The sequence below is a fragment of the Glycomyces albidus genome, from assembly GCF_009451885.1.
Taxonomy (GTDB): Bacteria; Actinomycetota; Actinomycetes; order Mycobacteriales; family Micromonosporaceae; genus Glycomyces; species Glycomyces albidus.
The window spans coordinates 1-22270 of record NZ_WIAO01000038.1 but is presented as its reverse complement, the minus strand read 5'-3'; the positions used below and the strand labels follow the sequence as shown (position 1 = coordinate 22270).

Sequence of the window (22270 nt, the reverse complement as noted above, 5' to 3'; positions counted from 1 at the left end):
GCTCAGATCCGGTCGTGGATGGCGCGGTAGTCGGAGGCGACGGCCTCGTCGACGGCGTCGTACTCGTCGGCGGTGTCGTTCAGGGCCTGGGCGAGGAGCTCGAGGTTCTCCTGGGCGAGGGTGGTCAGCTCCTTCTGCTCGTCCTGCCGGTTCTGGAGGATCGGAGGCAGGAACTGGCAGATGATCCCGTAGGCCTGGTCGTCCTGGGCGACGGTGTCGATGGCCGACAGGACCGCGCCGAAACGCTCCCTGACCGAGTCGATGGTCGCCGCGTGGGTGCGCAGGTCGTCGGTGACGACCTGGAAGTGGTCGCTCATATCCGGTCTGCTTCCGCGGGGGGTTCGGGGAAGCGCATCCTGATGGAGTCGACCAGGGCCCGGGCGGTGGGGGAGCCGGGGTCGAGGCGCTCCTGGACGGCGGCGCGGGCGTTGTCGAGGAGGGCCTTGCCGGCGTTCTGGTAGGCCTCCATGAACTGGCGCTCGGCATGGCGCAGCTGCATGCGCTGCAACTCGGGCGCGAACTGGACGCCGATGACGGCGCCGGCGGAGTTGAGCTTGACCGTCACGACCCCGTTGGCGTCCATGCCGACCGCGGTCAGCTCCTGGACCGCTTCGGAGGCCGCGATGGCGTCCGCGGCCATCTTGTCGGCCTTCTCCTTCCAGTTCGCCAGCGCCGCTCGGGCGTCCTCGGGGGCCCTGATGTTCGCAAAGGGGCTGTCGTCCACGGTTGCTCCGATCCGATCGAAGGCCAACGATGACCGTTGGTCCGGAGGTGGCTACAACTCCGGAATATAGATGCCGTTCACTCACTGCGGGGTACATCGATGTGGCGCAGTGCGATCGATGGGGCCCGAGGGTGCGGCGGGGCCCGATGGGCGCCCCGAATGGCACGAAACCGGGAGACCGCCGGTCAGCGCGCCCGTTCGGCGAGATGGCAGCGGAAGACCAGCCCCATGCGGACGGTCCCGTCGACCCGCGTGCGCGGTGCGAAGAACGAGCGCAGCGCCGCTTCCACAGTGGCGCGGCCGGAGTGCCGGACGGCCGCGGCGACCGGCCCGGCCGGCAGCTGCGCGGCGATCGCGTCGTCCAGGTCCGCGAAGTCCACATCGAACACGATGTCCGCGGTCTCCGCCGTCGCGAACCCGGCGGCGCGCAAGGCGCGCTGGGCCGCGTCCGCGTCGGCGAGGTCGAGCATGCGGTGGTCGGGCACCTCGCCGCGCGGGGCCAGCGGATTGATCAACGCCGCGCTCTCGGCCTGCTCGGGACCGGCGCCCACGGTGACGACCGCCCGGCCCGCCGGGGCGGTCACCCGCGCGATCTCGGCGAGCGCCCGCACGGGGTCGGCGGCGTAGAGCACGGAGTTGAACGCGGTGACCACGTCGAACGCGCCGTCCGCGAACGGCATCCGCTGGAGGTCGCCGACGGTGTACCGGGCCGGGGTGCGCCGCCGCCGCGCGTACTCGACGAGCCCGGGCGCCGCGTCGAGCCCGGTCACGTCGGCGCCGCGCGAAGCGGCCAGCTCGGCGAACAGCCCCGATCCGCACCCGCCGTCGAGGAGGCGCTTCCCGGCGAGCGGATGCAGGCGCTCGAGCACCCGCTCGTACAACGGCATGATCCGGCCCTCGGCGTGCTCCGCCCAGCCCTGCGGATCGCGACTCCAGAGCGCCCCCTGGACGCGGGCGCTCACTGCGGACGCCTTGCACTGCGGACGAGCCGGCGAACGGTCGTGTCGAACATGATCGAACCGTACGGCCGCCGCGACCGCGCCGGCTTGAACGAACCGGGCGTCCTTCGGTCCGGTCCGCCATACTGGCGCAGTGACCGCCGAAGCGTTCCCGGCGCCCCCGGTCGACGGGCAGCGCCTCGACGAACGCGCACCAGTCCCCGCGCTCCGCCGACTCGTCTCCGCAGTCTGGGTCCAGCAGACCGGCGCCGAAGCCGCCCCGTACGCCCACCGCCGCACCCCCAGCGGCGCCGTCGAGCTCGTCTGCCGGATCGGCTCCGCGCCGATGGTGCTCGGACCGCTCACCGGCCCGCGAGCCGACGTGCTCGAACCGGGGACCGCCCTCGTCGGCATGCGCTTCATACCCGGAGCGTTCCGGGCGGTCGCCGCACCACCCGCGTCGGAACTGAGCGGCATCGCGCTCGACGCCCGAGAACTCTGGGGCCCTTCGGCCCTCGCACTCGCCGACGCCGTCGACGCGGCCGCATCCCCCCAAGCTGCGCTCGCCGCCATGCAGCGCCATGTCCTCGATCGCGTCGATGCGGCCCCGGACCCGCTCGTGTCCGCGGCGGTGCATGCGCTCATGCCTTGGCGCGCGACCGAAGTGACCTCGCTGCACCACTCTCTGCACCTCTCTGAGACGCAGCTTCGGCGCCGCTTCCGGTCGGCCGTCGGGCTCGCGCCGAAACCGCTGCACCGGATCCTCCGCTTCCAGGGCTTCCTCGCACTCGTCCAGCGGTCGATCGCCCGAGGCCGCGCCCCGGCCGACGACGGCCTCGCAGCGCTCGCGGTCCGCGCGGGCTACGCCGACCAGTCCCACCTCACCCGCGAATGCGTCCGACTCACCGGCGCCGCACCGCGGGCCTTTCTCGCCGAGACGCACCGGAACTGCGCCTGCGGCCACGACCACGCGGCCTCGTTCACGCCCGTCCTCCGCGCGTACACGGAGGCGCACCCGGGCGACCGCGCCTGAACCGCCGCTCTGGCGCGGGCCGCCTACGCTGGAGCGATGAGCGTTCGCAGGTCCGCCTCGCTGGCGGCGGTCGCGCTGGTCGCCGCAGTCGCCGCCGGCTGCGGCGTCACCGAGGTCGACACGTCGCAGCCCGGCTACGTCCAGCCGGGCGAGGAGTTCTGGGACGGCTGGAAGGTCCCCGCCGGGTCGGTGCTCCTGGGCACGCCGTTTCCCGAGGAGTTTCGGCCCGCGCAGGAGGACCTGCCGGAGGACCCCGAGTCGGTGACGGCCGAGTTCATGCTCACCGAGGACCCGTACACGGCCGTCCGCGACCTCGCCGCCCAGATGGAGGCCCAGGGCCTGCGCGCCGTGAGTTCACCGGACTTCGACACGTGCGGTGTCGACGGCGTCTTCGCCTGCTCCGTCTACGGCGTCGGCGCCGACGGGCTGACCAAGATCCAGGCGCACTTCACCGGGCACGAGAACCCCGACGAAGCGGAGTCCTTCGCCCGCCTCGAAGTCGAGATCGGCGCCTGGACCACGATCTACCCCAGGCGCACCGACTGGATCGACTTCGCGGCGCCCCAAGGCGAATCCGGGTTCGAACCGCCGAAAGCCGACGCCGGCGAACTCGGTCCCGGCACCGAGGTGCCCCTCCTCGGCCGGGACGAGACCCTCGGCGAGGTGCCCGAAGGCACCCGGCTCCTCGCGCCGCTCTACAACCCCTCCGCGACCTACGGCGTCCACGCGCTCTTCCACGTCGAGGACGAGGCCGCGCTGGCGGACATCGAGGCCATGGCCGCGGCTGCCGCCACGGGCGAGCGCTACCCCGACGGCGACCTCACCTCGGGAGACCTGACCTCGCACCGGATCTCCTACGACGGCTCCGCCGGCGGCTGCCAGGTCGAACTCGACACGGTCCTCGCCGGCGACGCCGTCACCGCCCGACTCCACGTCGTCTGCGACTGACCGGCGCACCCGCCGGCGAAAACGCCTCACCGACCGCCGACGCCACGAACTTCGGTGAACGCCCGCCGAGCGCCGGCCCCGCGCGACCGCCGCCGACTTCCCGCGGCTCCTCACCGAGCGCCCGCCCATCACCGGTCAGCCTGCGGCGCAAGGCGTCCCGCCGGTGCCGCCGACCTTCGATTCCCGCCGGTCCGACCAGCCCGGACCTTCGCCGGGAGCCGGGCGACGCTCCTGAGTAGATTCGGAGGGTCCACCCCTGTTCGAAAGGCGCCGACCATGGCGAGAATCATCACCGTCCTCCACCTCTTCGCAACCGTCTTCCTCGGCTTCCTGCTCGCCTACCTGGGAGTCCCGATCGCCTACGCGTGGCTCAGCGCGGTCGCGATCGTCGGCCTGGCGGCCATCGTGGCCGGCCGCAGGATCCAGGAACGGGCCGACCCGGAGGCGCCTCCCAGCGTCCTCACCGCGATCGGCTACGGCTTCCTCCTCGTTTTCGCGCCGCTCCTGTTCGCCGGCGGCACCGAGGCGATGATCTTCCCCGTGGCGCTCGCCGTCGGGCTGGCCGGCGGCATCGCGATCGTCGTCGCCTACCGGTACACGTACCGGTTCCTGTCCAACCGCGGGAAGACCGCCGAACCCCAGGGCCCCTCGGCAGCCTGACCGCTGCGCACGCGGCGCGGCCCCGGGGCGGCCCGGCCCGGGGCCCGCCCGCCCACCAGCGTGGGGCCGTGGCCGGAACCCTGCCGGGCGGCCCCGGGGGCGGGCCCCGGCGCGGGCCCCCGCGGCCCCGCGCCCGCTCACGAGCTAGGGCCGGTGCCGGGCCACGATCGCCTCCGCGGCCGCCACCGGCACGGAGCCGTAGCCCAGCCCCCGGTCGGGGCCGAGCCGGGAGGCGCAGAACGCGTCGGCGACCGCAGCGGGGGAGTAGCGGACCAGCAGCGACGCCTGGAGCGCCAGTCCGAGGTCCTCGGTGAGCCGCCGCGCCCCGGACTGGTCCACGCCGGCCGCGAGCGTCCGCTTCACCCGGTCCACGTGCGCGGCCAGCCGCGCGTCCTCGGCCGCCGCCGGCTCCACCTCCGCGAGGAACGCCTCAGCCGACTGCGGCGAGGTCGCCAGCGCCCGCAGCACATCGAGGCAGATGACGTTCCCCGAACCCTCCCAAATGGACAGCAGCGGCTGCTCGCGGTACCGGCGCGCGAGCGGCGCCTCCTCGATGTACCCGTTGCCGCCCAGGCACTCCAGCGCCTCGGCCGCGTGCCCGGGCCCGCGCTTGCACACCCAGTACTTCGCGACCGCCGTTGCGAGCCTGCGGAACGGTGCCTCCTCCGGGGAGTCGTACGCCGACGCGAGGCGCATCATGACCGCGGTCGCGGCCTCCGACTCGACGCACAGGTCCGCGAGCACCTGCGTCATGAGCGGCTGGTCGACCAGCCGCTTCCCGAACGCGCTGCGGTGCGCCGCATGCCAGGTCGCCTCGGCCACGGACTGCCGCATCCCGGCCGCGGTGGCGATGACGCAGTCGAGCCGCGTGTGGTTGACCATCTCGATGATCACCGCGACGCCGCGGCCCTCCTCGCCGACGCGGTGCGCGAGGGCGTCGTGGAGTTCGATCTCGGCCGACGCGTTCGACCGGTTTCCGAGCTTGTCCTTCAAGCGCTGCAAGCGGATCGCGTTCCGGGACCCGTCCGGCAGGACCCGCGGCAGCAGAAAGCACGTGAGGCCGCCGGGCGCCTGCGCGAGCACGAGGAACGCGTCGTTCATCGGCGCCGAGCAGAACCACTTGTGGCCGCGCAGCGCGTACATGCCGTCGCCGACCGGGGTCGCGGCCGTCGTGTTGGCCCGCACGTCCGATCCGCCCTGCTTCTCGGTCATCGCCATGCCGAGGAGCACGCCGGCCTTCTCGGCGGCCGGTCGCAGCCCGAAGTCGTAGGTGCGCGAGGTGATCCGCGGCTCCCACTCGGCGGCGAGCGCGGGCTCGGCCCGCAGCGCCGGGACCGCGGCGTACGTCATCGAGACGGGGCAGCAGTGGCCCGGTTCGACCTGCGCGAGCAGCGACATGAGCACCGCCCGCGCGGCGTGCGCCCCGGGTCTCGGCGCCTCCCAGGGCATCGCGTGCGCGCCGTACTCGACGGCCAGGCCCATGAACCGGTGCCAGGACGGGTGGAACTCGACCTCGTCGGCGCGGTTCCCGTACCGGTCGTGCGTGCGCAGCACCGGCGGGTACCGGTGCGCCGACTCGGCCCACCGCCCCGCCTCGGCGGTCGCCAGGACCGCCCCGAGCCTGCGGGCGTCGGCTTCGACCCAGCCCGCGCCCGACCGCGCGGCGGCCTCGCGCAACGGCGCGTCGGCGTCGAACAGGTTCCGGTCCACCAGCGGCGGCGGCTGGTTGACGACGGTGTGGGTGTCGGTCATGGCGCTCCCCGGGGGCTCGGCAGATCCCACATCGTAGTACGCGCCGGGGAAGGGGCGCCCCGGCCGCATACCCGGAGCGCCGCCGGGTACGCCGTGCCGGACGGACGCCGGACGAGGAGGGGACCGTTGGCCTCGCACATCGACGACTACGGGATGATCGGCGACCTGCACACGGCCGCGCTGGTGGGGACCGACGGCTCCATCGACTGGTTGTGCCTGCCCCGTTTCGACTCCCCGGCCTGCTTCGCGGCCCTCCTCGGCGGCGACGAGCACGGGAGCTGGGTGCTCGCCCCGGTCGGCGGCGGGCGGTGCACGCGCCGCCGCTACCGGCCCGACACGCTCATCCTCGAGACCGAGTGGGACACGCCGGAAGGCACCGTCCGCGTGATCGACGCGATGCCGCCCCGCGACGGCGCCGCGGACCTGGTCCGGGTCGTGGAGGGCCTCAGCGGCCGGGTCCCGATGCGCACCGTGATGCGCCTGCGGTTCGGCTACGGCCGGATCGAGCCGTGGATCCGCTGCCACGGCTCGGAGCTCGCCGCCATCGCCGGCCCGGACGCCGCCTGGCTCGACGCGGACGTGCAGCTCCGCGTCGAGGACGGCGCCGCGCACGCCGAGTTCACCGTCGGCGCAGGAGAGACCGTGTCGTTCGGGCTCACGCATCAGCTCTCCCACCTGGACCGCCCGCGTCCGCCGAAACCGGTGCAGGCCCTCGAGCACACCGAGGCGTTCTGGACCGACTGGATCGGCGCCATGCGCTACGAAGGCGGATGGTCCGAGGCGGTCCGCCGGTCGCTCATCGTCCTCAAGGCGCTGACCTACGACCCGACCGGCGGGATCGCCGCGGCCGCCACCACCTCGCTGCCCGAGGACCTCGGCGGCGTCCGCAACTGGGACTACCGCTTCTGCTGGCTGCGCGACGCCGCGTTCTCGCTCCAGGCCCTGCTCGGCACCGGTTTCATCGAGGAGGCCAACGCATGGCGGCAGTGGCTGCTGCGCGCCGCCGCGGGCGACCCCGCCGAGCTCCAGATCATGTACGGTATCGACGGCCAGCACTGGCTGCCCGAGCAGGAGCTCGACTGGCTCCCCGGCTACCGCGGCTCGGCGCCGGTCCGCATCGGGAACGCCGCCACCGGCCAGTTCCAGCTCGACGTCTGGGGCGAGACCCTCGACGCGCTGCACCTCGCCCGGGAAGCCGACCTCCAGGCGGACGCGAGCGCCTGGGACCTCCAGCTCGCGCTGCTGCGGTTCCTGGAGGAGCACTGGGATGACCCGGACGACGGCCTGTGGGAGATCCGCGGCGAGCAGCGGCACTTCGTCCACTCGAAGGTCATGGCCTGGGCCGCGTTCGACCGGGCCGTCCACGCGGTGGAGAAGTTCGGACTCGAAGGGCCCGTGGAGAGATGGCGCGACCTGCGCACCCGGGTCCATGCGGAGGTCTGCGAGCAGGGCTTCGACCCGGTCCGGGGGACCTTCACCCAGTTCTACGGCTCGAACGGCCTCGACGCGGCTCTGCTGCTGATCCCGCAGGTGGGCTTCCTGCCCTGGGACGATCCGCGGGTCGCCGGCACGGTCGACGCCGTGCAGGCCGAGCTGTCGCGCGACGGGTTCCTGATGCGCTACGACGTCAGCGCCGACGGCGGCGTGGACGGCCTGCCCGGCGAGGAGGGGGTGTTCCTGGCCTGCACGTTCTGGCTCGTCGACGCCCTCCACGGCATCGGCCGCGAACAGGAGGCCCGCGATCTGTTCGAGCGGCTCCTGAAGGTCCGCAACGACCTCGGCCTGCTCAGCGAGGAGTACGACCCGGCCACCGGCCGCCAGCTCGGCAACACTCCGCAGGCGTACAGCCATGTGGGCCTGGTGAACTCGGCCCGCCACCTCAGCGGCGCGCACCCGGCCACGACGCCGCGCGCGGTGCGCCCGGAGCGTTGATCCGGGCGCACCGCGCGTCAGGTCTCGCAGGTGCTCAGTGTCCGCCGGCGCCTAGAGGCCGTAGGGTCCGACGGCCGGCGTGCGCTGGCCCGCCGAGAGGCCGGAGAGCCCCGGGAAGTCCAGGTTCGGGCAGCTCAGGCCGTCCTCCGGCTTGGTGCGGTTGACGAAGTAGTCGTTGACCGCCTGGTCGACGCATTCCGAGTAGCCGCCGTAGATGGTGTGCCAGTAGCCCTCGTAGGTGATGAGGTGGCCGTCGGCCTGCTCGGCGGCGGTCACCGTCCACGGGTAGACGGTGGCCGGGTCGTGCTCGTTGCCGATGAACACGATCGGCGGGGCGCTGCGCGGGATGTCGAGCTCGTCGCGCTCGTTGGTGTGGTCGATGCCCGAGCCGACGCAGGTGAGCGCGTGCTGGTTGTACGGCGTCCACTCCACGTTCGGGGAGTCCTCGGCGAGCTTGCCGAGCAGCGACTCGAGCTCGTCGTAGTCCGCGATGTCCCAGCCCCAGTCCTGGCACCAGGCCGGGTAGTACAGGTTCTCGTGCAGGACCGGCTCCTCCTGGAAGGCGGCGACGCCCGGCAGCAGGACGCCGTCGCGCATGGCCGCGTACTCCTCGGCCAGGAAGGTCCAGAACTGCGGGTAGTTCGCCGAGAACGTGTAGTCTTCGGCGAGCCCGAGGAAGTCGAGCGGTTCGCCCAGGTACGGGTCGGTGAGCTCCCCGGAGCGCGCTTTCGCCTTCAGCTCCGCGTACAGGGCTTTCACGTCCTCCCCGAACAGTGCGCAGTCCGCACTGGACTCGCACCAGTCTGCGAACGCCAGGAAGTTCTCCTCGACGGCCGCGGTCTCGGTGCGCATGAAGTCCCAGATGGACCCCAGGCTGTGGTCCATGTTGCCGTCCAGGACCATCGTGCGGATGTTGCGCGGGTACTCCTCGGCGTACTGCTGGCCCATGATGGTCCCGTACGAGTACCCGAGGTAGTTGAGCTTGCCTTCGCCGAGTGCGCGGCGGATGCGCTCCATGTCCTCGACGGTCTCCAGGTTCGAGACGTGGTCGAACAGCCGCCCGGTGTGCTCGCGGCAGTCCTCGGTGAGCGCCGCGTTCGCGGCTTCGAGGGCCTCGAAGGACTCCTGGTCGGTCGGGAACGGCACGCCGGCCTGGTTCAGGAGCGCCTCTTCGCTGCACAGCACCTGGGTGCTGGTGTTGATGCCGCGCGGGTCGAAGCCGACGATGTCGAAGCGCTCGGCGGTCTCGCCGGTCAGCGGGTTGCCGTTGATGATGGAGCCGACACCGGAGCCGCCGGGGCCGCCCGGGTCCATGAGGATGGTGCCGATCTTCTCGTCGGGGTTCGTCGCCTGCCGGCGCGCCAACCCGATCTCGATCTGACCGCGCCACGGACGCGAGTAGTCGAGCGGCACCTTGATCTTCGCGCATTCGACGGCGTCGCCCGGTTCGGCGTCAGGGCAAGGGCCCCAGTCGATGCCGCGAGGATGCGCGGACGCCGCGAGCGGGCTCGCGGCGAGGAGGGTGACGGTGAGGGCTGCGGCCGACGCGGCCGCCGCCAGGGTGCGGGTGAGTGGTTTCAAGCCGGAAGTCCTTACGTTCGTAGGGGTCCGAGTTCCGTTCCGGAGCGTTCGGCTCCTTCCAGGATTGTAAAGAACGCACCGTATTGTCGGGGGTCCCGAAGTTCGTCCCTTTGGTCCACCGAACCCCTTGCGGCGCAACGGCCTCAGCCGCTCCGCCCGTCACGGGCGCGATGGTTCCCGGCGGGACCCGACCCCCGGCGCCGACGCCGACCGCCCCGACTCGTACCGGCGCCGGCGAGCCCGCCTGAGCGACGATGCGACCCGGATCGATGGCACGGTCGCCCGCGCCGCACCCGCCCCGGCCGCGCGTTCAGGCGCCGTCGTGCCTCTCCGCAAGCGTGGTCGAGCGCGTCGCCGTCTCGCCGCCCTGTGGCCTCGCTGCCTCCCCGCGCCCCGCCGCCACGATGCAGCGCCCCGCCGCCCCCATGTGGCGTTCGACACAGGCGACCCCGCCCTGCCGCTCCGGACCCGGACCGACGGACCGGCGTATTCGCGGCTCGCCGGAACCGTGTGCTACGGTTCTCGCATGTCCGCCGTCCGCTGGTATCAGCGCTTTACGCAGGCTCCGGGTGGAGCCCGCGGTCACTCGCGCTGACCTGACGGACACCCGGAGCCACGCGGCAGAGACATCCGTCTCTGCCGTTCGTCGTTGAGGCGGGCCGGCACCGGGTTGCTCTGAGTGGATCTCCACCCGCCTCTGACCAAGAGGAGACCTTCGCTCGATGAGCACGACTTCCGCCCAAGCCGCGCCTTCCGGCACCGCCCCGCAGACCAGCGACCTGCGCGTCCGCGGCTTCCAGCCCCTCGTGGCCCCGGCCGTCCTGCGCGGCGAGCTGCCGCTGGGCCCCGACCGCGCCGCGCTCGTCGAGCGCAGCCGCACCGCCGTCAAGGACGTCCTCGCGGGCGACGACGACCGGCTCCTCCTCGTCGTCGGCCCCTGCTCGGTCCACGACCCGGCAGCCGCCGGAGACTACGCGCAGCGCCTCGCCGCCGCGGCCGCCCCGCTCGCCGACGACCTCCTCGTGGTCATGCGCGTCTACTTCGAGAAGCCCCGCACCACCGTCGGCTGGAAAGGTCTCATCAACGACCCGCACCTGAACGGCACCCACGACATCGAGCTGGGCCTGCGCCTGGCCCGGCAGGTCCTCCTCGACGTCCTCGACACCGGCCTGCCGGTCGGCTGCGAGTTCCTGGAGCCGACCAGCCCGCAGCACATCGCCGACGCCGTCTCGTGGGGCGCGATCGGCGCCCGCACCACCGAGAGCCAGGTCCACCGCCAGCTCGCGTCCGGCCTGTCGATGCCCATCGGCTTCAAGAACACTACCGACGGCGACCTCGGCGGCGCCATCGACGGCTGCCGCTCGGCCGCCGGCGAGCACACGTTCTTCGGCGTCGACGAGGACGGCCGCGCCTCGATCGTCTCCACCAGCGGCAACCCCGACTGCCACATCATCCTCCGCGGCGGCCGCGGCGGCCCGAACTACGGCCCCGCCGACGTCCGCGACGCGCTCGCGCTCCTCGCCAAGCACGACATGCCCGAGCGCCTCGTGGTCGACGCCAGCCACGCCAACTCCGGCAAGGACCACGTCCGCCAGGCCGAGGTCGTCCGCGAGCTCGGCGACCGGATCGCCTTGGGGGAGCAGGGCATCGCCGGCCTCATGATCGAGAGCTTCATCGAGCCCGGCCGGCAGGAGCCCGGCCCGCTCGACACGCTCACCTACGGGCAGAGCGTCACCGACGCCTGCGTCGGCTGGGACGACACCGAGCGCCTCCTGAACGAGCTGGCGGCCGCCGTCCGCAAGGGCCGCGAACGCCGGGCCTAGCCTCCGCCGTCGGCGCGGCCCGCGACCGAGGGCGCGCCGGCGTCCCCGCTGCGTGGCATTGATCCTCCGAAGCGGCTTCTGCACCCTTTCTCGGCGGGTAACGTGCCGCGTGGAACCGCATTCGAGGGGGACATGCACATGGCGCACGAGGGCGCACGCGACCGCAAGGACGAGCAGCTCGACCGCGACCGGATCGCCGACGACGATACGGCGCTGACCACGCAGCAGGGGGTCCGGGTCGCTCACACCGACGACTCGCTGAAGGCGGGCGGGCGCGGACCGACCCTGATGGAGGACTTCCACGCCAGGGAGAAGATCACCCATTTCGACCACGAGCGCATCCCCGAGCGCGTGGTCCACGCCCGCGGAGCGGGCGCCTACGGCGTCTTCCGGGCCTACGACGACTGGCTGGGGAAGTTCACCACCGCGTCGTTCCTGACCGACCCGGCCGAGACCACGCCGGTGTTCGTGCGCTTCTCGACCGTCGCCGGCTCGCGCGGCTCGGCCGACACCCCGCGGGACGTGCGCGGCTTCGCGACGAAGTTCTACACCCGCGAGGGCAACTACGACCTCGTCGGCAACAACTTCCCGGTCTTCTTCATCCAGGACGGGGTCAAGTTCCCCGACTTCGTGCACGCGGTGAAGCCCGAGCCGCGCAACGAGATCCCGCAGGCGGCCTCCGCGCACGACACGCTGTGGGACTTCGTCTCGCTCCAGCCCGAGACGCTCCACGCGATCATGTGGCTCATGTCGGACCGGGCGCTGCCGCGCTCCTACCGCATGATGCAGGGCTTCGGCGTCCACACGTTCCGCCTCGTCGACGCGGCCGGGCACGGCACGTTCGTGAAGTTCCACTGGAAGCCGCTGCTCGGCGTCCACTCACTGGTGTGGGAGGAGGCCCAGAAGGTCTCCGGTACCGACCCCGACTTCAACCGGCGCGACCTGTGGGAGGCGATCGAGGCCGGGCAGTTCCCGGAGTGGGAGCTCGGGGTGCAGCTCGTGCCCGAGGCGGACGAGTTCAAGTTCGACTTCGACCTGCTCGACGCCACCAAGCTCATCCCGGAGGAGGAGGTGGCGGTGCGCCCGGTCGGGCGGCTCACGCTCAACCGCAATCCGGACAACTTCTTCGCCGAGACCGAGCAGATCGCCTTCCACACCGCGAACGTGGTGCCCGGCATCGACTTCACCAACGACCCGCTGCTCCAGGCCCGGAACTTCTCCTACCTCGACACCCAGCTCATCCGGCTGGGCGGGCCGAACTTCGCGCACCTGCCGGTCAACCGGCCCGTCGCCGAGGTCCACAACGACCAGCGCGACGGCTTCAGCCAGCACCGCGTCCACACCTCCGGCACCTCCTACAACAAGAACTCGATCTCCGGGGACGCGCCGACGCCGGGCGCCGAGCGCTCCTACCGCCACTACACCGAGAAGGTCGAGGGCGCCAAGATCCGGCAGCGCTCGGAGTCCTTCAAGGACTTCTACAGCCAGGCGACGCTGTTCTGGAACTCGATGACGCCGGTCGAGGCCGAGCACATCGTGGCGGCGTTCCGGTTCGAGCTGGGCAAGGTCACGGACAAGGGCATCCGGGCCCGCGTCGTCGACCAGCTCCGGCTGGTGGACCTCGGCCTCGCGCAGCGGGTCGCCGAAGGCGTCGGCGTACCCGCGCCGGCGGAGGGCGCACCGAACCACGGCCGCTCCTCCCCGGCGCTGTCGCAGCTCATCGCGCCGGTCCGCTCGGTCGCGACCCGCAAGGTCGCGGTCCTCGCCGCGGACGGGGTGGACGGTTCGGGCCTCACCCGGCTCGTCGCCGACCTGCGCCGCCGCGGCGCGGTGCCCGAGGTTGTGGGGCTCACGGACGGGATCGTCCGGTCGGCCGCCGGCGAGGACATCAGCGTGGACCGGGCGCTGCCGACGATGGCGTCGGTCCTGTACGACGCCGTCGCCGTCCCCGGCGGGGCCGATGCGGCGGCCGCGCTCGGCCGTGACGGCCGCGCCCTGCACTTCGTCGCCGAGGCGTTCAAGCATCGGAAGGCCGTGGCGGCCTTCGGCGCCGGAATCGACGTGCTGGAGATCGCGCGGGTGGACGCCGACCGCGCGGAGGGCGCCGAACCGGTCGTCGACCTCGGCGTCGTCACCACCGCGGCCGAGGGCGGCGAGATGCCCGACGCGTTCCTCGACGCGTTCGCCGAGGCGATCGCCGACCACCGGGCCTGGAACCGTCCCACCGACGGCGTCGCGGCCTGACCTCGCGGCGGCGCACCCGCACGCGCGGGCGTGCCGCCGTCCGATTCGGGCCGGTCTCCCGGCGGCTGTCCTCGTCGGTCGCCCGCGCCGACGCCGGGCGCCGCCTGGATCCGCCGACCGCAAGCGCCGCGGCGCGGTCCGAGACGGCCTGTCCGCGTTCCGCGGCGGCTGCGAGCGCGAGCGTCAGACGTGCTTCGCGAGGAACGCCTCGGTGAGGTCGAGCAGGTGCTCGCGCGCGGGGACGGTCTCGAAGCCGTGGCCGACCTCGTCGATCACGTGGAGGTCGAGCCGGTCGCCGTAGAGCCGCCGGTACTCCTCGATGAGGTCCGGCGGAAGGACGAAGTCGTTCGACCCGACGACGAGCTGCACCGGACCGGTGTGGCCGGCGGCGTCGGCGAACGGGTCGATCGCCGCGGCGTCCTCGGCGAAGGCCCGGTAGACGGGCAGGCCGCCGAAGTCGTCGTAGCCGTTCGCCTCGATCGCCGCCGCGCGCCGCGCCGCGCCCTCCTCGCCCATGGCCGCGGCCGCCGCGGCCGGAGCCCACAGCGCCAGGGCCCGGACCGGGCGCCGGACGGCGGCCAGCGACGCGGTCAGACCGCCGAGGCTCATCCCCATCAGCGACACCCGCGCGGGATCGACCGCCGGGTGGGCGCCGACCGCGTCGAGGACCGCCACCGCCTGCTCGACCTGGTCCGAGACGGTCAGGTCGGCGAACTCGCCGTCCGAGTCGCCGCAGCCGGCGAAGTCGAACCGGTAGGCGGCGATCCCGCGGCGCGCCAGGCGCTCGGCGAGCCGGACGAACGCGTAGCCGAACTCGGCGCGGTTGCCGCCGAAGCCGTGGCACAGCACCACCGCGGGGGCAGGGGTCGTCTGGGGCGTGTGGAGCGCGCCGCGAAGCACGCGGCCGCGATGTTCGATGTCGAGGAGTTCCATGAGGCGCCATTCTGGCACGCGCATGGCCGCGGACCGCCGATGACCCGCCCTGACCGGGCATGCTCCCGGAGCCCGGGCGCCGGTGCCGGAGCGCCCGGACCCCGTCGTGAGCGAGTGGTCCGCCTCTCCTCTGGATCACTCCCGGCCGTGGTCCGCGACCGTCAGCCTGCACCGGCCGTCTTCGCAGTCGCGTTGCAGACGACCCCGCGAGACGGTCTCGGCCAGTCCGATCGCCCAGCACACGGGGCAGCCGCGCAGTGCCACCACCCCGACCGGCAGGAGCAGCAGGCTCGCCCATCCGACCACGGGCAGCAGCGCGAGCGAGCCGATCAGGCCGCCGAACCCGATCACGCCCCGCACCAGGTGCCGGGTCAGCGAGGCGCTCGCGAAGCCCGAACCGTCAGCGTTCGCCGGCATGGGGACCTCCCGACATCGGTTCGGCAGGGGCGCTCAGGGACGCCTGCACCGCTCTGCGGGCGCGGTGCAGACGCGACTTCAACGCGGGCACGGTCAGGCCGAGCGCGTCGGCGGCCATGCGGCCGCTGTACCCCTGGATGTCGCGCATGATCAGCGCCGCGCGCTGGTCGTCCGGCAGCGCGGCGATCGCGGCGGCCACCCGGCCCGCCTCGAGTCGTTGCAGCACTTCGTCTTCAGCGGATCGAACGGACGCGTCCGGCACGGCGTCCGCGGACCGCACCGTTCGCAGGCGGCGCAGGCACTCGTTGCGGACGATGCGGAACATCCACGAGGCCAGCGCGCCCGACGCCCGGAGCATCCCGATCTTGCGGTACAGGATGATCAGCGCCTCCTGCGCCGCGTCCTCGGCGTCTTCCGGTGTGGCGCAGAGCGATCGGGCGAAGCGGTGGACGTTCGGATGCGATCCGGACACGAGCGCGGTGAGCGCGTCGACGTCGCCGCGCTGCGCGCCCGCCACCAGCTGCTCCCCGGGCCAGGCCCACTCAGCCACGGGCTCTCCTCCACTTGCGCACGGCGACCGCACTGCACGTGCCCACGAGCACGACTCCGACGGCGATGACGATACCGACGACCATGAGAACCTCCGAGTTCCGTCCCGGCTCGTCCGGGACGTGTATGAGAGGCGTCGGCCGCCCGAAAGGATTCAGAGCGGCGTCAGGAGATCCGGTCGGAACGCGTTCGCGCGGCGCCGCCGGAGCGGGCGGTCGCCACGCTCGCCCCGCTTGGGGGCCCGTTCGCTCCGCCCGCCGCCCCGAACTCGCCCGCTCGTGGTTCGACCCCGGGCACGCTGAGAACCGCCCGCGCCCGGTACCCGGGGCTCGGCCGAGCGGTCAGCCGCGGGTGCGCCAGTGGCGCTGGTGCGCGCCGACCGACCAGGCCGAGATCCGGTCGACATCCGGCTCCGCGGCCAGGGGAGTGGCGCCCGATTCGAGGACGGCGACGGTCCTGGCGCGGACCGACCGGATGTCGTCGAGCACCTCGCCGAGGTCGGCCACGCCTCCGGACTTGACGTGCAGCACGCGCCGGCGGTCGGCCTCGGGCATCGGGAGCGTCAAGCGGCCGTGCTCGGCGATCTCGAGCCCCTGGAGGCCGAGCCGGAGCGCGTGCGAGGCGTACTTGACGTCGTACCCGTACCGCTCGACCAGCTCGGGCCGCTTCGGGGCCGAGCCCTGCCCGCGCCCCAGGAGCCGGTCGGTCTGCCCGTCGAGGTACCCGAGGAACCGCTCGACGGCGCGCCGGGACAGGAGCGCCGGACCGAGGTCGCGCAGCTCGTCCCCGAGCTCGGTCGAGGTGTAGACCGAATCGGCGGGGGCGAACAGCGGCAGGAGGATCGTGGGGTTCCCCGCGATCGCGAGCTTCAGGAACTTCCGCAGGGAGTACATGACCAGGTCGGTGTCGCCGTGCCCCGACCGGCGGCCCTCCGGCTGCGTCCGCCACACGTAGTGGTCCATCGGCCCGGCCAGGCCGATCACGCACTCGGGCGGCTCGACGAAGACGCCCATCTCATCGTGGTCGTCGGTGCCGGGGATCGCGATGCCGTGCAGGCCCGAACCGACCTCGGTGCGCAGGATCTCGCCGCCGCGGGCGATCGCGGCGTCGCCGTGCTCGGTGTGGGGGAGGCGCTCGTGCATGGCAAGAGCATTCCAGGCCCGGCCCGCGCAGGCCACCGATTTGCGCCCAAGGCCCCGGATGCAGTCGTCGAATGCTTGGGAGGCAACCGATTCGGTCGCAATCGGGACGCGTGTCGGCCCCTCCCACTATCCTGTCGCTGGACCGGCCGCCTGCAGAGGAGCATCCCTTGGAGAAGTACGACGTCAAGAAGGCCCGCAAGGACCTCTACGCGCCCTCGGCGAAGGACTTCAGCGTGGTCGAGGTCCCCGAGCTCCGCTACCTCGCCGTCGACGGCCACGGCGACCCCAACACGGCCGCCGCGTACTCCGAGGCCGTCGAAGCGCTCTACAGCACCGCGTACACCCTCAAGTTCGACTCCAAGCGCAACCAGGACCGCGACTTCACCGTCGGCCCCCTCGAAGGGCTCTGGCGCGCCGACGACCCGGCGGTCTTCCTCACCCGCAGCAAGGAGGACTGGGACTGGACCATGCTCATCAGCCTCCCCGAGTGGATCACCGAAGCGCAGGTCGAGCGCGCGGTCGCCGCCGCCGCAGAGAAGAAGGGCAACCCCGCGCTCGGCGGGCTCCGGGTCCTCGCGTTCACCGAGGGCACCAGCGTCCAGATCCTCCACATCGGATCCTATGACGACGAGACGCCGACCCTCGACCGCCTCCACAACCGCTACATGCCCGACAACGGCCTCGCCTTCAACGGCGACCACCACGAGATCTACCTCAGCGACCCCCGCCGCACCGAGCCGACGAAGCTCAAGACCGTCCTCCGGCAGCCGGTGAAGCCCGCCTGACCCCGTCGACCGCCGCGCCGCGCTCAGCTCTCCTCGGTCCTGTACACCGTGAACCCCCGCGCCCGGTAGTTCCCGAGCGCCACGGGGGAGTCGTCCGTGCAGGTGTGCCCCCACACCCGCTCGGGCGCGGCGAGGTCCGGCCACCGCTCGCCGAGCGTCCAGGCCCGTTCGATCGCCTCCGTCAGCAGGTGCCCGCCGAGCCCGCGGCCGATGAACCCCGGCAGCAGCCCGAAGTACGCCAGCTCGACCTCCCCGGCGCTGCTCCCGTCGAGTTCCGCGAACCCGACCGGCGTGCCCCGCACGTACCCCACCCAGGTCTCGACGCCGGGCCGCTCCAGGTACCCGCGCCACTCCTCCTCGCTCCAGGTGAGCCGGTCGGTCCAGTTCCACCGGCCGCCGACGGCCGTGTAGAGGAACCGGCTGAACTCCGGGCTCGGGATCTCCGCGCGCATGACCGCCACGTCCTCGGCCGGGGCCTTCGCCGCGGTCAGCGCCGCGCGGTCGCGCATCTCGAAGTACCAGGTGGTCAATGTCATGCGGTCCCTTTCTCGGGCGGAAGCCGGATGATCGCACATGCGAGGATGTGACACCGTGACCGCCCTACCGACCGAGGCCCTGGCGTGGGCCGCGCTGGCGCTCGGGGCCCTGCTCGTCGGGTTCGCGAAGGCCGGGATCGCCGGCACCTCGTCCGTCGCGATCGTGCTGTTCGCGGCCGTGATGCCCGCGAAGGAGTCGACCGGGGCGATGCTGCTCGCCCTCATCGTCGGCGACCTGATCGCGATCCGCTACTACTCGCGGCACGTGGAGTGGCGGATCCTCGCCCGCCTCGCGCCGTGGGCGGTCCTCGGGGTCCTCGCGGGCGCGGTGGTCCTCGACTACGCGGACGACGCCGCGGTGCGCCCGCTCATCGGCGCGATCCTCCTCGCCCTCGTGGTCCTCCAGCTCGTCCTGAAGTACGTGCGGCGGGACCGGGACGAGCCGCCGGACCTACCGCCGCTGCTGCGCCACGGCGCGGCGGCCGCGACCGGGACGTCCGCCGGGGCGGCGACGATGCTGGCGAACGCCGCCGGCCCGATCATGGTGCTGTACCTGTTCCTGTCGGGCTTCTCGAAGCTCCGGTTCCTGGGCACGATGGCCTGGTTCTTCCTGGCGATCAACCTGTTCAAGGTCCCGTTCAGCGTCGGCCTGGGCCTCATCGACCGGTCCACGCTCCTGCTGACCGCGTGCCTGGTGCCCGCGGTCGCGCTCGGCGCGGTCGCGGGCAAGGCGGTGGTGAAGCGGGTCGAGCAGCGCCAGTTCGAGATCGCGACGCTCGCGATGACGGCGGTCGGCGCGGCGCTCCTGATGGTCTAGCGACTGTCCGTCCCTATCGCCAGACCACGCGGAGGTTGTCGCGGTGGCCGAGGCGTTCGAGGTGGACGGCGAGGGCGTCGCGGAGGTTGCTCAGGGAGGCGCCGTCGTCGGCGGTGACCAGGAGCGACAAGGACTCCGGGCCGAAGTTGAGCAGGCCTTCGCCGATCCCGAAGTCGAGCCGGTAGCCCCCCGGCAGCGGCTCGACGGGCACTTTGCGGCCCAGGAGTTCCGCGAGCAGCCCGGCGTAGCTCGCCGAACTGCGGGTCGCGACCTGGGCCGTGGAGACCAGCAGGCCGCCCTGGTCGTCGCGGATTGACGTCGTCTCGATCATGCGTTCCCCTCCGAGAACTGCGGTTTCGTTGCCTCGCACCCGTCGCCGCGGGGTACATCCGCAGGCTAATCACCCCGGCACCCATTTGTCAATGACGACAACAAATCCCGGAAGCGGCAGGTTGACAGCAGTGTTATCGATAAATATATTTATATCGATGTGACCGTGCACATACTCCAGTTAGGAGCATCCTATGCCGTCATCACCCCTGAGCCGCCGCCGGCTCTTCCAAGCCGCGGGCGCCGCCACCGTCGCAGCCGCCGTGGCCGCACCCGGCACCGCCCACGGCGCCGTCGCGCCCGTCCGCACCGACATCGGCAACCTCGCCCAGCCCTTCCCGCTCGGCCGCGTCAGACTCAACGCCGGCCGCTGGCTCGACAACCAGAACCGCACCCTCTCATACCTCCGCGACGTCGACGTCAACCGCCTCCTCTACAACTTCCGCGCCAACCACCGCCTCTCCACCGGCGGCGCCGCCGCCAACGGCGGCTGGGACGCCCCGAACTTCCCCTTCCGCACCCACATGCAAGGCCACTTCCTCACCGCCTGGGCCCAGGCCTGGGCCGTCCTCGGCGACACCGTCTGCCGCGACAAGGCCAACACCATGGTCGCCGAACTCGCCAAGTGCCAGAACAACAACGGCGCCGCCGGCTTCGCGGCCGGCTACCTCTCCGGCTTCCCCGAGTCCGACTTCACCGCCCTCGAGAACGGCACCCTCACCAACGGCAACGTCCCCTACTACTGCATCCACAAGACCCTCGCCGGCCTCCTCGACGTCTGGCGCCTCATCGAGAACACCCAGGCCCGCGACGTCCTCCTCGCCCTCGCCGGCTGGGTCGACACCCGCACCGCCCGCCTCAGCGCCTCCCAGATGCAGACCGTGCTCGGCCGCGAGTTCGGCGGCATGAACGCCGTCCTCGCCGACCTCTACCAGCAGACGGGCACCGCACGCTGGCTCACCGCCGCCCAGCGCTTCGACCACGCCGCCGTCTTCGACCCGCTCGCCGCCGGCCAGGACCGGCTCAACGGCCTGCACGCGAACACCCAGGTGCCCAAGGCCATCGGCGCCGCCCGCGAATACAAGGCCACCGGCACCACCAGGTACCGGAACATCGCCGACAACTTCTGGAGTATCGTCACCGGCGCCCACACGTACGTCATCGGCGGCAACTCCGAGGCCGAGCACTTCCGGCCCCCCAACGCCATCGCGTCCTACCTGGACACCGACACCTGCGAGGGCTGCAACTCCTACAACATGCTCAAGCTCACCCGCGAGCTGTGGCAGATGGAACCCGAGGACGCCTCCTACTTCGACTACTACGAGCGCGCCCTCCTCAACCACCTCATCGGCTGGCAGGACCCCGGCAGCGCCCACGGGCACATCACCTACTTCACGCCCCTCAACCCCGGCGGCCGCCGCGGCGTCGGCCCCGCCTGGGGCGGCGGGACCTGGAGCACCGACTACAACTCGTTCTGGTGCTGCCAGGGCACGGGCATCGAGACCTTCACCAAGCTCACGGACTCGATCTACTTCCACTCCGGCACCACGCTGTTCGTGAACCTCTACACCCCCTCGACCCTCACCTGGTCCGAGCGCGGCATCACCGTCGTCCAGTCCACGACCTACCCGGTCGGCGACACCACCACCTTCACGGTGACCGGCACCGCCTCCGGCTCCTGGACGATGCGCCTGCGCATCCCCGCGTGGGCCCAGGGCGCCACGGTGAGCGTCAACGGCACCGCCCAGAACATCGACACCACCCCGGGCACGTACGCGACCCTGACCCGCACCTGGACCTCCGGCGACACCGTCACCCTCCGGCTCCCGATGCGCCTGGTCATCGAACCGGCGAACGACAACGAGAACGTCGCCGCGGCCGTCTTCGGCCCGACCGTCCTCTCCGGCAACTACGGCTCGACCGCGCTCAGCGCGCTCCCGGTCCTCGAACCGGAGTCGATCCAGCGCACCGGCACCTCGTCGCTCGCGTTCACCGCCACGGCCAACGGCGCCACCGTCAACCTCGGCCCGTTCTACGACGCCCACGGCCACAACTACACCGTCTACTGGAACACCGGCGGCGGCAGCACCGACACCCCGGCCTTCAAGCTCTACAACGCCAACAGCAACCTCGTCCTCGGCGTCCAGGACATGTCGACCGCCGACGGCGGCCTCGCCCTCCAGTGGAACGACACGAACACCGCCGACCACTACTGGGAGCTCGTCGTCTCCGGCACCGCCCTGAAACTCCGCAACCGCAACAGCGGCAAGGTCCTCGGCGTGCAGAACATGTCGACCGCCGACAACGCCCCCGCCCTCCAATGGGCCGACAACGGCACCGCCGACCACCTCTGGACCCCCGTCGACCAAGGCGACGGCACCCACAAGCTCCGCAACTCCCACAGCGCCAAACTCCTCGGCATCCTGAACGCCTCCACCGCGGCCGGCGCCCAGGCCGTCCAGGCCCCCGACGACGGCACCGCCGACAACCGCTGGCGCTTCGTGCCGGTCGGCGCCCGCCGCATCCAGAACGTCAACAGCGGCCTGGTCATGGGCATCCAGAACATGTCCACCGCCAACGGCGGCCTGGCGATCCAGTGGCAGGACAACGGCACCGCCGACCACCTGTGGACCGCCGTCCTCGACACCGGCGGCTACTTCAAACTCCGCAACGCCAACAGCGCCAAGGTCCTCGGCGTCGAGAACGCCTCGACCGCCAACGGCGCCCGCGCCATGCAATGGGACGACAACGGCACCAACGACCACCGCTGGCGCCTCCGCTGGGCCAGCGGCAACGCCTTCCGCATCCAGTGCGCCAACGGCGGCCGCGTCCTGGGCGTCACCAACGCCTCCACCAGCGCCGGCGCCCAGATCGTCCTCTGGGACGACAACGGCACCGCCGACCACCTCTGGAGGTTCATCTAGCCGCACGCCCGGGCCGCCTCCCGCACTGCCGAGGCGGCCCGGCATCCGCGCCGCCCCCGCCTACGATCGGCAGATGCGAATCCTCCACCGCCCCGCCCGGGCGCGGCGATGACCGCCCGCGGCCGCCGGCGGCGCCTGGCTTCGACGGACCGACGCCACCTGCGGGCGAACCCGGTCGTGCGGGCCGGCCGCCGGCTGCGGG

20 protein-coding genes are annotated in these 22270 nt (G+C 72.3%); 9 read left to right on the top strand and 11 right to left on the bottom strand.

The window, feature by feature from the left end:
• Window positions 1-2: 2 nt before the first annotated feature.
• From GFD30_RS22120 to GFD30_RS27635, 3 genes are all read right to left on the bottom strand, one after another.
• Window positions 3-317: a type VII secretion target gene (locus GFD30_RS22120; protein ID WP_153027339.1), complete on the bottom strand. Its 315-nt coding sequence runs from the start codon at window positions 315-317 to the stop codon at window positions 3-5.
• Entirely contained in the window at window positions 314-724 is a 411-nt protein-coding gene (locus GFD30_RS22115; protein WP_153027338.1) for a YbaB/EbfC family nucleoid-associated protein, read from the bottom strand. The genes GFD30_RS22120 and GFD30_RS22115 overlap by 4 nt, the downstream gene beginning before the upstream one ends.
• A 185-nt stretch (window positions 725-909) precedes the next feature.
• Window positions 910-1686, bottom strand: a complete 777-nt coding sequence (locus tag GFD30_RS27635) for a class I SAM-dependent methyltransferase (RefSeq protein ID WP_153027337.1) — start codon at window positions 1684-1686, stop codon at window positions 910-912.
• A gap of 130 nt (window positions 1687-1816) precedes the next feature.
• On the opposite strand from GFD30_RS27635, the gene GFD30_RS28095 reads away from it, so the two are divergent.
• The 3 genes from GFD30_RS28095 to GFD30_RS22095 all read left to right on the top strand — a co-directional run bounded on the left by GFD30_RS28095 (window position 1817) and on the right by GFD30_RS22095 (window position 4303).
• Window positions 1817-2695 (top strand): helix-turn-helix domain-containing protein, encoded by an 879-nt coding sequence (locus GFD30_RS28095; protein WP_322633501.1) that lies wholly within the window; start codon window positions 1817-1819, stop codon window positions 2693-2695.
• A 36-nt stretch (window positions 2696-2731) separates the two neighbouring features.
• Complete coding sequence (locus tag GFD30_RS22100; RefSeq protein WP_153027336.1) at window positions 2732-3643, top strand: hypothetical protein; 912 nt, start codon at window positions 2732-2734, stop codon at window positions 3641-3643.
• A gap of 276 nt (window positions 3644-3919) precedes the next feature.
• Window positions 3920-4303, top strand: a complete 384-nt coding sequence (locus tag GFD30_RS22095) for a hypothetical protein (protein ID WP_153027335.1) — start codon at window positions 3920-3922, stop codon at window positions 4301-4303.
• A 144-nt stretch (window positions 4304-4447) separates the two neighbouring features.
• Here the strand turns inward: GFD30_RS22095 and GFD30_RS22090 are convergent, their stop codons facing one another.
• A complete protein-coding gene (locus GFD30_RS22090; RefSeq protein ID WP_153027334.1) occupies window positions 4448-6055 on the bottom strand; it encodes an acyl-CoA dehydrogenase family protein in 1608 nt (535 codons plus the stop codon).
• Window positions 6056-6181: 126 nt separating this feature from the next.
• Between GFD30_RS22090 and GFD30_RS22085 the strand changes: the two genes are divergently transcribed.
• Window positions 6182-7987 (top strand): glycoside hydrolase family 15 protein, encoded by a 1806-nt coding sequence (locus GFD30_RS22085; RefSeq protein WP_153027333.1) that lies wholly within the window; start codon window positions 6182-6184, stop codon window positions 7985-7987.
• Between the two features lie 51 nt (window positions 7988-8038).
• Here the strand turns inward: GFD30_RS22085 and GFD30_RS22080 are convergent, their stop codons facing one another.
• Complete coding sequence (locus GFD30_RS22080) at window positions 8039-9568, bottom strand: alpha/beta hydrolase (RefSeq protein ID WP_153027332.1); 1530 nt, start codon at window positions 9566-9568, stop codon at window positions 8039-8041.
• Between the two features lie 722 nt (window positions 9569-10290).
• Between GFD30_RS22080 and GFD30_RS22075 the strand changes: the two genes are divergently transcribed.
• Window positions 10291-11391 (top strand): 3-deoxy-7-phosphoheptulonate synthase, encoded by a 1101-nt coding sequence (locus GFD30_RS22075; RefSeq protein WP_153027331.1) that lies wholly within the window; start codon window positions 10291-10293, stop codon window positions 11389-11391.
• A 138-nt stretch (window positions 11392-11529) separates the two neighbouring features.
• Window positions 11530-13635: a catalase gene (locus tag GFD30_RS22070; RefSeq protein WP_153027330.1), complete on the top strand. Its 2106-nt coding sequence runs from the start codon at window positions 11530-11532 to the stop codon at window positions 13633-13635.
• Window positions 13636-13818: 183 nt separating this feature from the next.
• Here the strand turns inward: GFD30_RS22070 and GFD30_RS22065 are convergent, their stop codons facing one another.
• The 4 genes from GFD30_RS22065 to GFD30_RS22050 form a co-directional block, all read right to left on the bottom strand.
• Complete coding sequence (locus GFD30_RS22065) at window positions 13819-14568, bottom strand: alpha/beta hydrolase family protein (RefSeq protein ID WP_194202069.1); 750 nt, start codon at window positions 14566-14568, stop codon at window positions 13819-13821.
• Window positions 14569-14703: 135 nt separating this feature from the next.
• Window positions 14704-14985, bottom strand: coding sequence for a hypothetical protein (locus GFD30_RS22060; RefSeq protein ID WP_153027328.1), 282 nt, complete (start codon window positions 14983-14985; stop codon window positions 14704-14706).
• A complete protein-coding gene (locus GFD30_RS22055) occupies window positions 14969-15535 on the bottom strand; it encodes an RNA polymerase sigma factor (protein WP_322633500.1) in 567 nt (188 codons plus the stop codon). Before GFD30_RS22055 ends, GFD30_RS22060 begins: the two co-directional genes overlap by 17 nt.
• Window positions 15536-15875: 340 nt before the next feature.
• Entirely contained in the window at window positions 15876-16676 is an 801-nt protein-coding gene (locus tag GFD30_RS22050) for a nucleotidyltransferase domain-containing protein (protein WP_153027327.1), read from the bottom strand.
• Between the two features lie 167 nt (window positions 16677-16843).
• Between GFD30_RS22050 and GFD30_RS22045 the strand changes: the two genes are divergently transcribed.
• Window positions 16844-17461: a GyrI-like domain-containing protein gene (locus GFD30_RS22045; RefSeq protein ID WP_153027326.1), complete on the top strand. Its 618-nt coding sequence runs from the start codon at window positions 16844-16846 to the stop codon at window positions 17459-17461.
• Window positions 17462-17484: 23 nt separating this feature from the next.
• On the opposite strand, the gene GFD30_RS22040 is transcribed toward GFD30_RS22045, so the two are convergent.
• Window positions 17485-17997 carry a GNAT family N-acetyltransferase gene (locus GFD30_RS22040; protein ID WP_153027325.1) on the bottom strand — a complete coding sequence of 171 codons (513 nt, stop codon included), beginning with the start codon at window positions 17995-17997 and terminating at the stop codon, window positions 17485-17487.
• 55 nt (window positions 17998-18052) lie between these two features.
• On the opposite strand from GFD30_RS22040, the gene GFD30_RS22035 reads away from it, so the two are divergent.
• A complete protein-coding gene (locus GFD30_RS22035; RefSeq protein ID WP_322633499.1) occupies window positions 18053-18814 on the top strand; it encodes a sulfite exporter TauE/SafE family protein in 762 nt (253 codons plus the stop codon).
• Between the two features lie 13 nt (window positions 18815-18827).
• On the opposite strand, the gene GFD30_RS22030 is transcribed toward GFD30_RS22035, so the two are convergent.
• Window positions 18828-19145 carry a DUF2218 domain-containing protein gene (locus GFD30_RS22030; protein WP_153027323.1) on the bottom strand — a complete coding sequence of 106 codons (318 nt, stop codon included), beginning with the start codon at window positions 19143-19145 and terminating at the stop codon, window positions 18828-18830.
• A 193-nt stretch (window positions 19146-19338) separates the two neighbouring features.
• Between GFD30_RS22030 and GFD30_RS22025 the strand changes: the two genes are divergently transcribed.
• On the top strand, window positions 19339-22068 hold the full coding sequence (locus tag GFD30_RS22025; RefSeq protein ID WP_153027322.1) for a beta-L-arabinofuranosidase domain-containing protein: 2730 nt from the start codon (window positions 19339-19341) through the stop codon (window positions 22066-22068).
• Window positions 22069-22270: the final 202 nt, after the last annotated feature.

What these genes read in the sequence shown, in the direction of transcription:
- GFD30_RS22060 (WP_153027328.1), bottom strand. Translation starts at nt 14,985, where the DNA reads ATGCCGGCGAACGCTGACGGTTCGGGCTTCGCGAGCGCCTCGCTGACC.
- GFD30_RS22090 (WP_153027334.1), bottom strand. Translation starts at nt 6,055, where the DNA reads ATGACCGACACCCACACCGTCGTCAACCAGCCGCCGCCGCTGGTGGAC.
- GFD30_RS22095 (WP_153027335.1), top strand. Translation starts at nt 3,920, where the DNA reads ATGGCGAGAATCATCACCGTCCTCCACCTCTTCGCAACCGTCTTCCTC.
- GFD30_RS22075 (WP_153027331.1), top strand. Translation starts at nt 10,291, where the DNA reads ATGAGCACGACTTCCGCCCAAGCCGCGCCTTCCGGCACCGCCCCGCAG.
- GFD30_RS22030 (WP_153027323.1), bottom strand. Translation starts at nt 19,145, where the DNA reads ATGATCGAGACGACGTCAATCCGCGACGACCAGGGCGGCCTGCTGGTC.
- GFD30_RS22050 (WP_153027327.1), bottom strand. Translation starts at nt 16,676, where the DNA reads ATGCACGAGCGCCTCCCCCACACCGAGCACGGCGACGCCGCGATCGCC.
- GFD30_RS22070 (WP_153027330.1), top strand. Translation starts at nt 11,530, where the DNA reads ATGGCGCACGAGGGCGCACGCGACCGCAAGGACGAGCAGCTCGACCGC.
- GFD30_RS22065 (WP_194202069.1), bottom strand. Translation starts at nt 14,568, where the DNA reads ATGGAACTCCTCGACATCGAACATCGCGGCCGCGTGCTTCGCGGCGCG.
- GFD30_RS22025 (WP_153027322.1), top strand. Translation starts at nt 19,339, where the DNA reads ATGCCGTCATCACCCCTGAGCCGCCGCCGGCTCTTCCAAGCCGCGGGC.
- GFD30_RS22100 (WP_153027336.1), top strand. Translation starts at nt 2,732, where the DNA reads ATGAGCGTTCGCAGGTCCGCCTCGCTGGCGGCGGTCGCGCTGGTCGCC.
- GFD30_RS22040 (WP_153027325.1), bottom strand. Translation starts at nt 17,997, where the DNA reads ATGACATTGACCACCTGGTACTTCGAGATGCGCGACCGCGCGGCGCTG.
- GFD30_RS22120 (WP_153027339.1), bottom strand. Translation starts at nt 317, where the DNA reads ATGAGCGACCACTTCCAGGTCGTCACCGACGACCTGCGCACCCACGCG.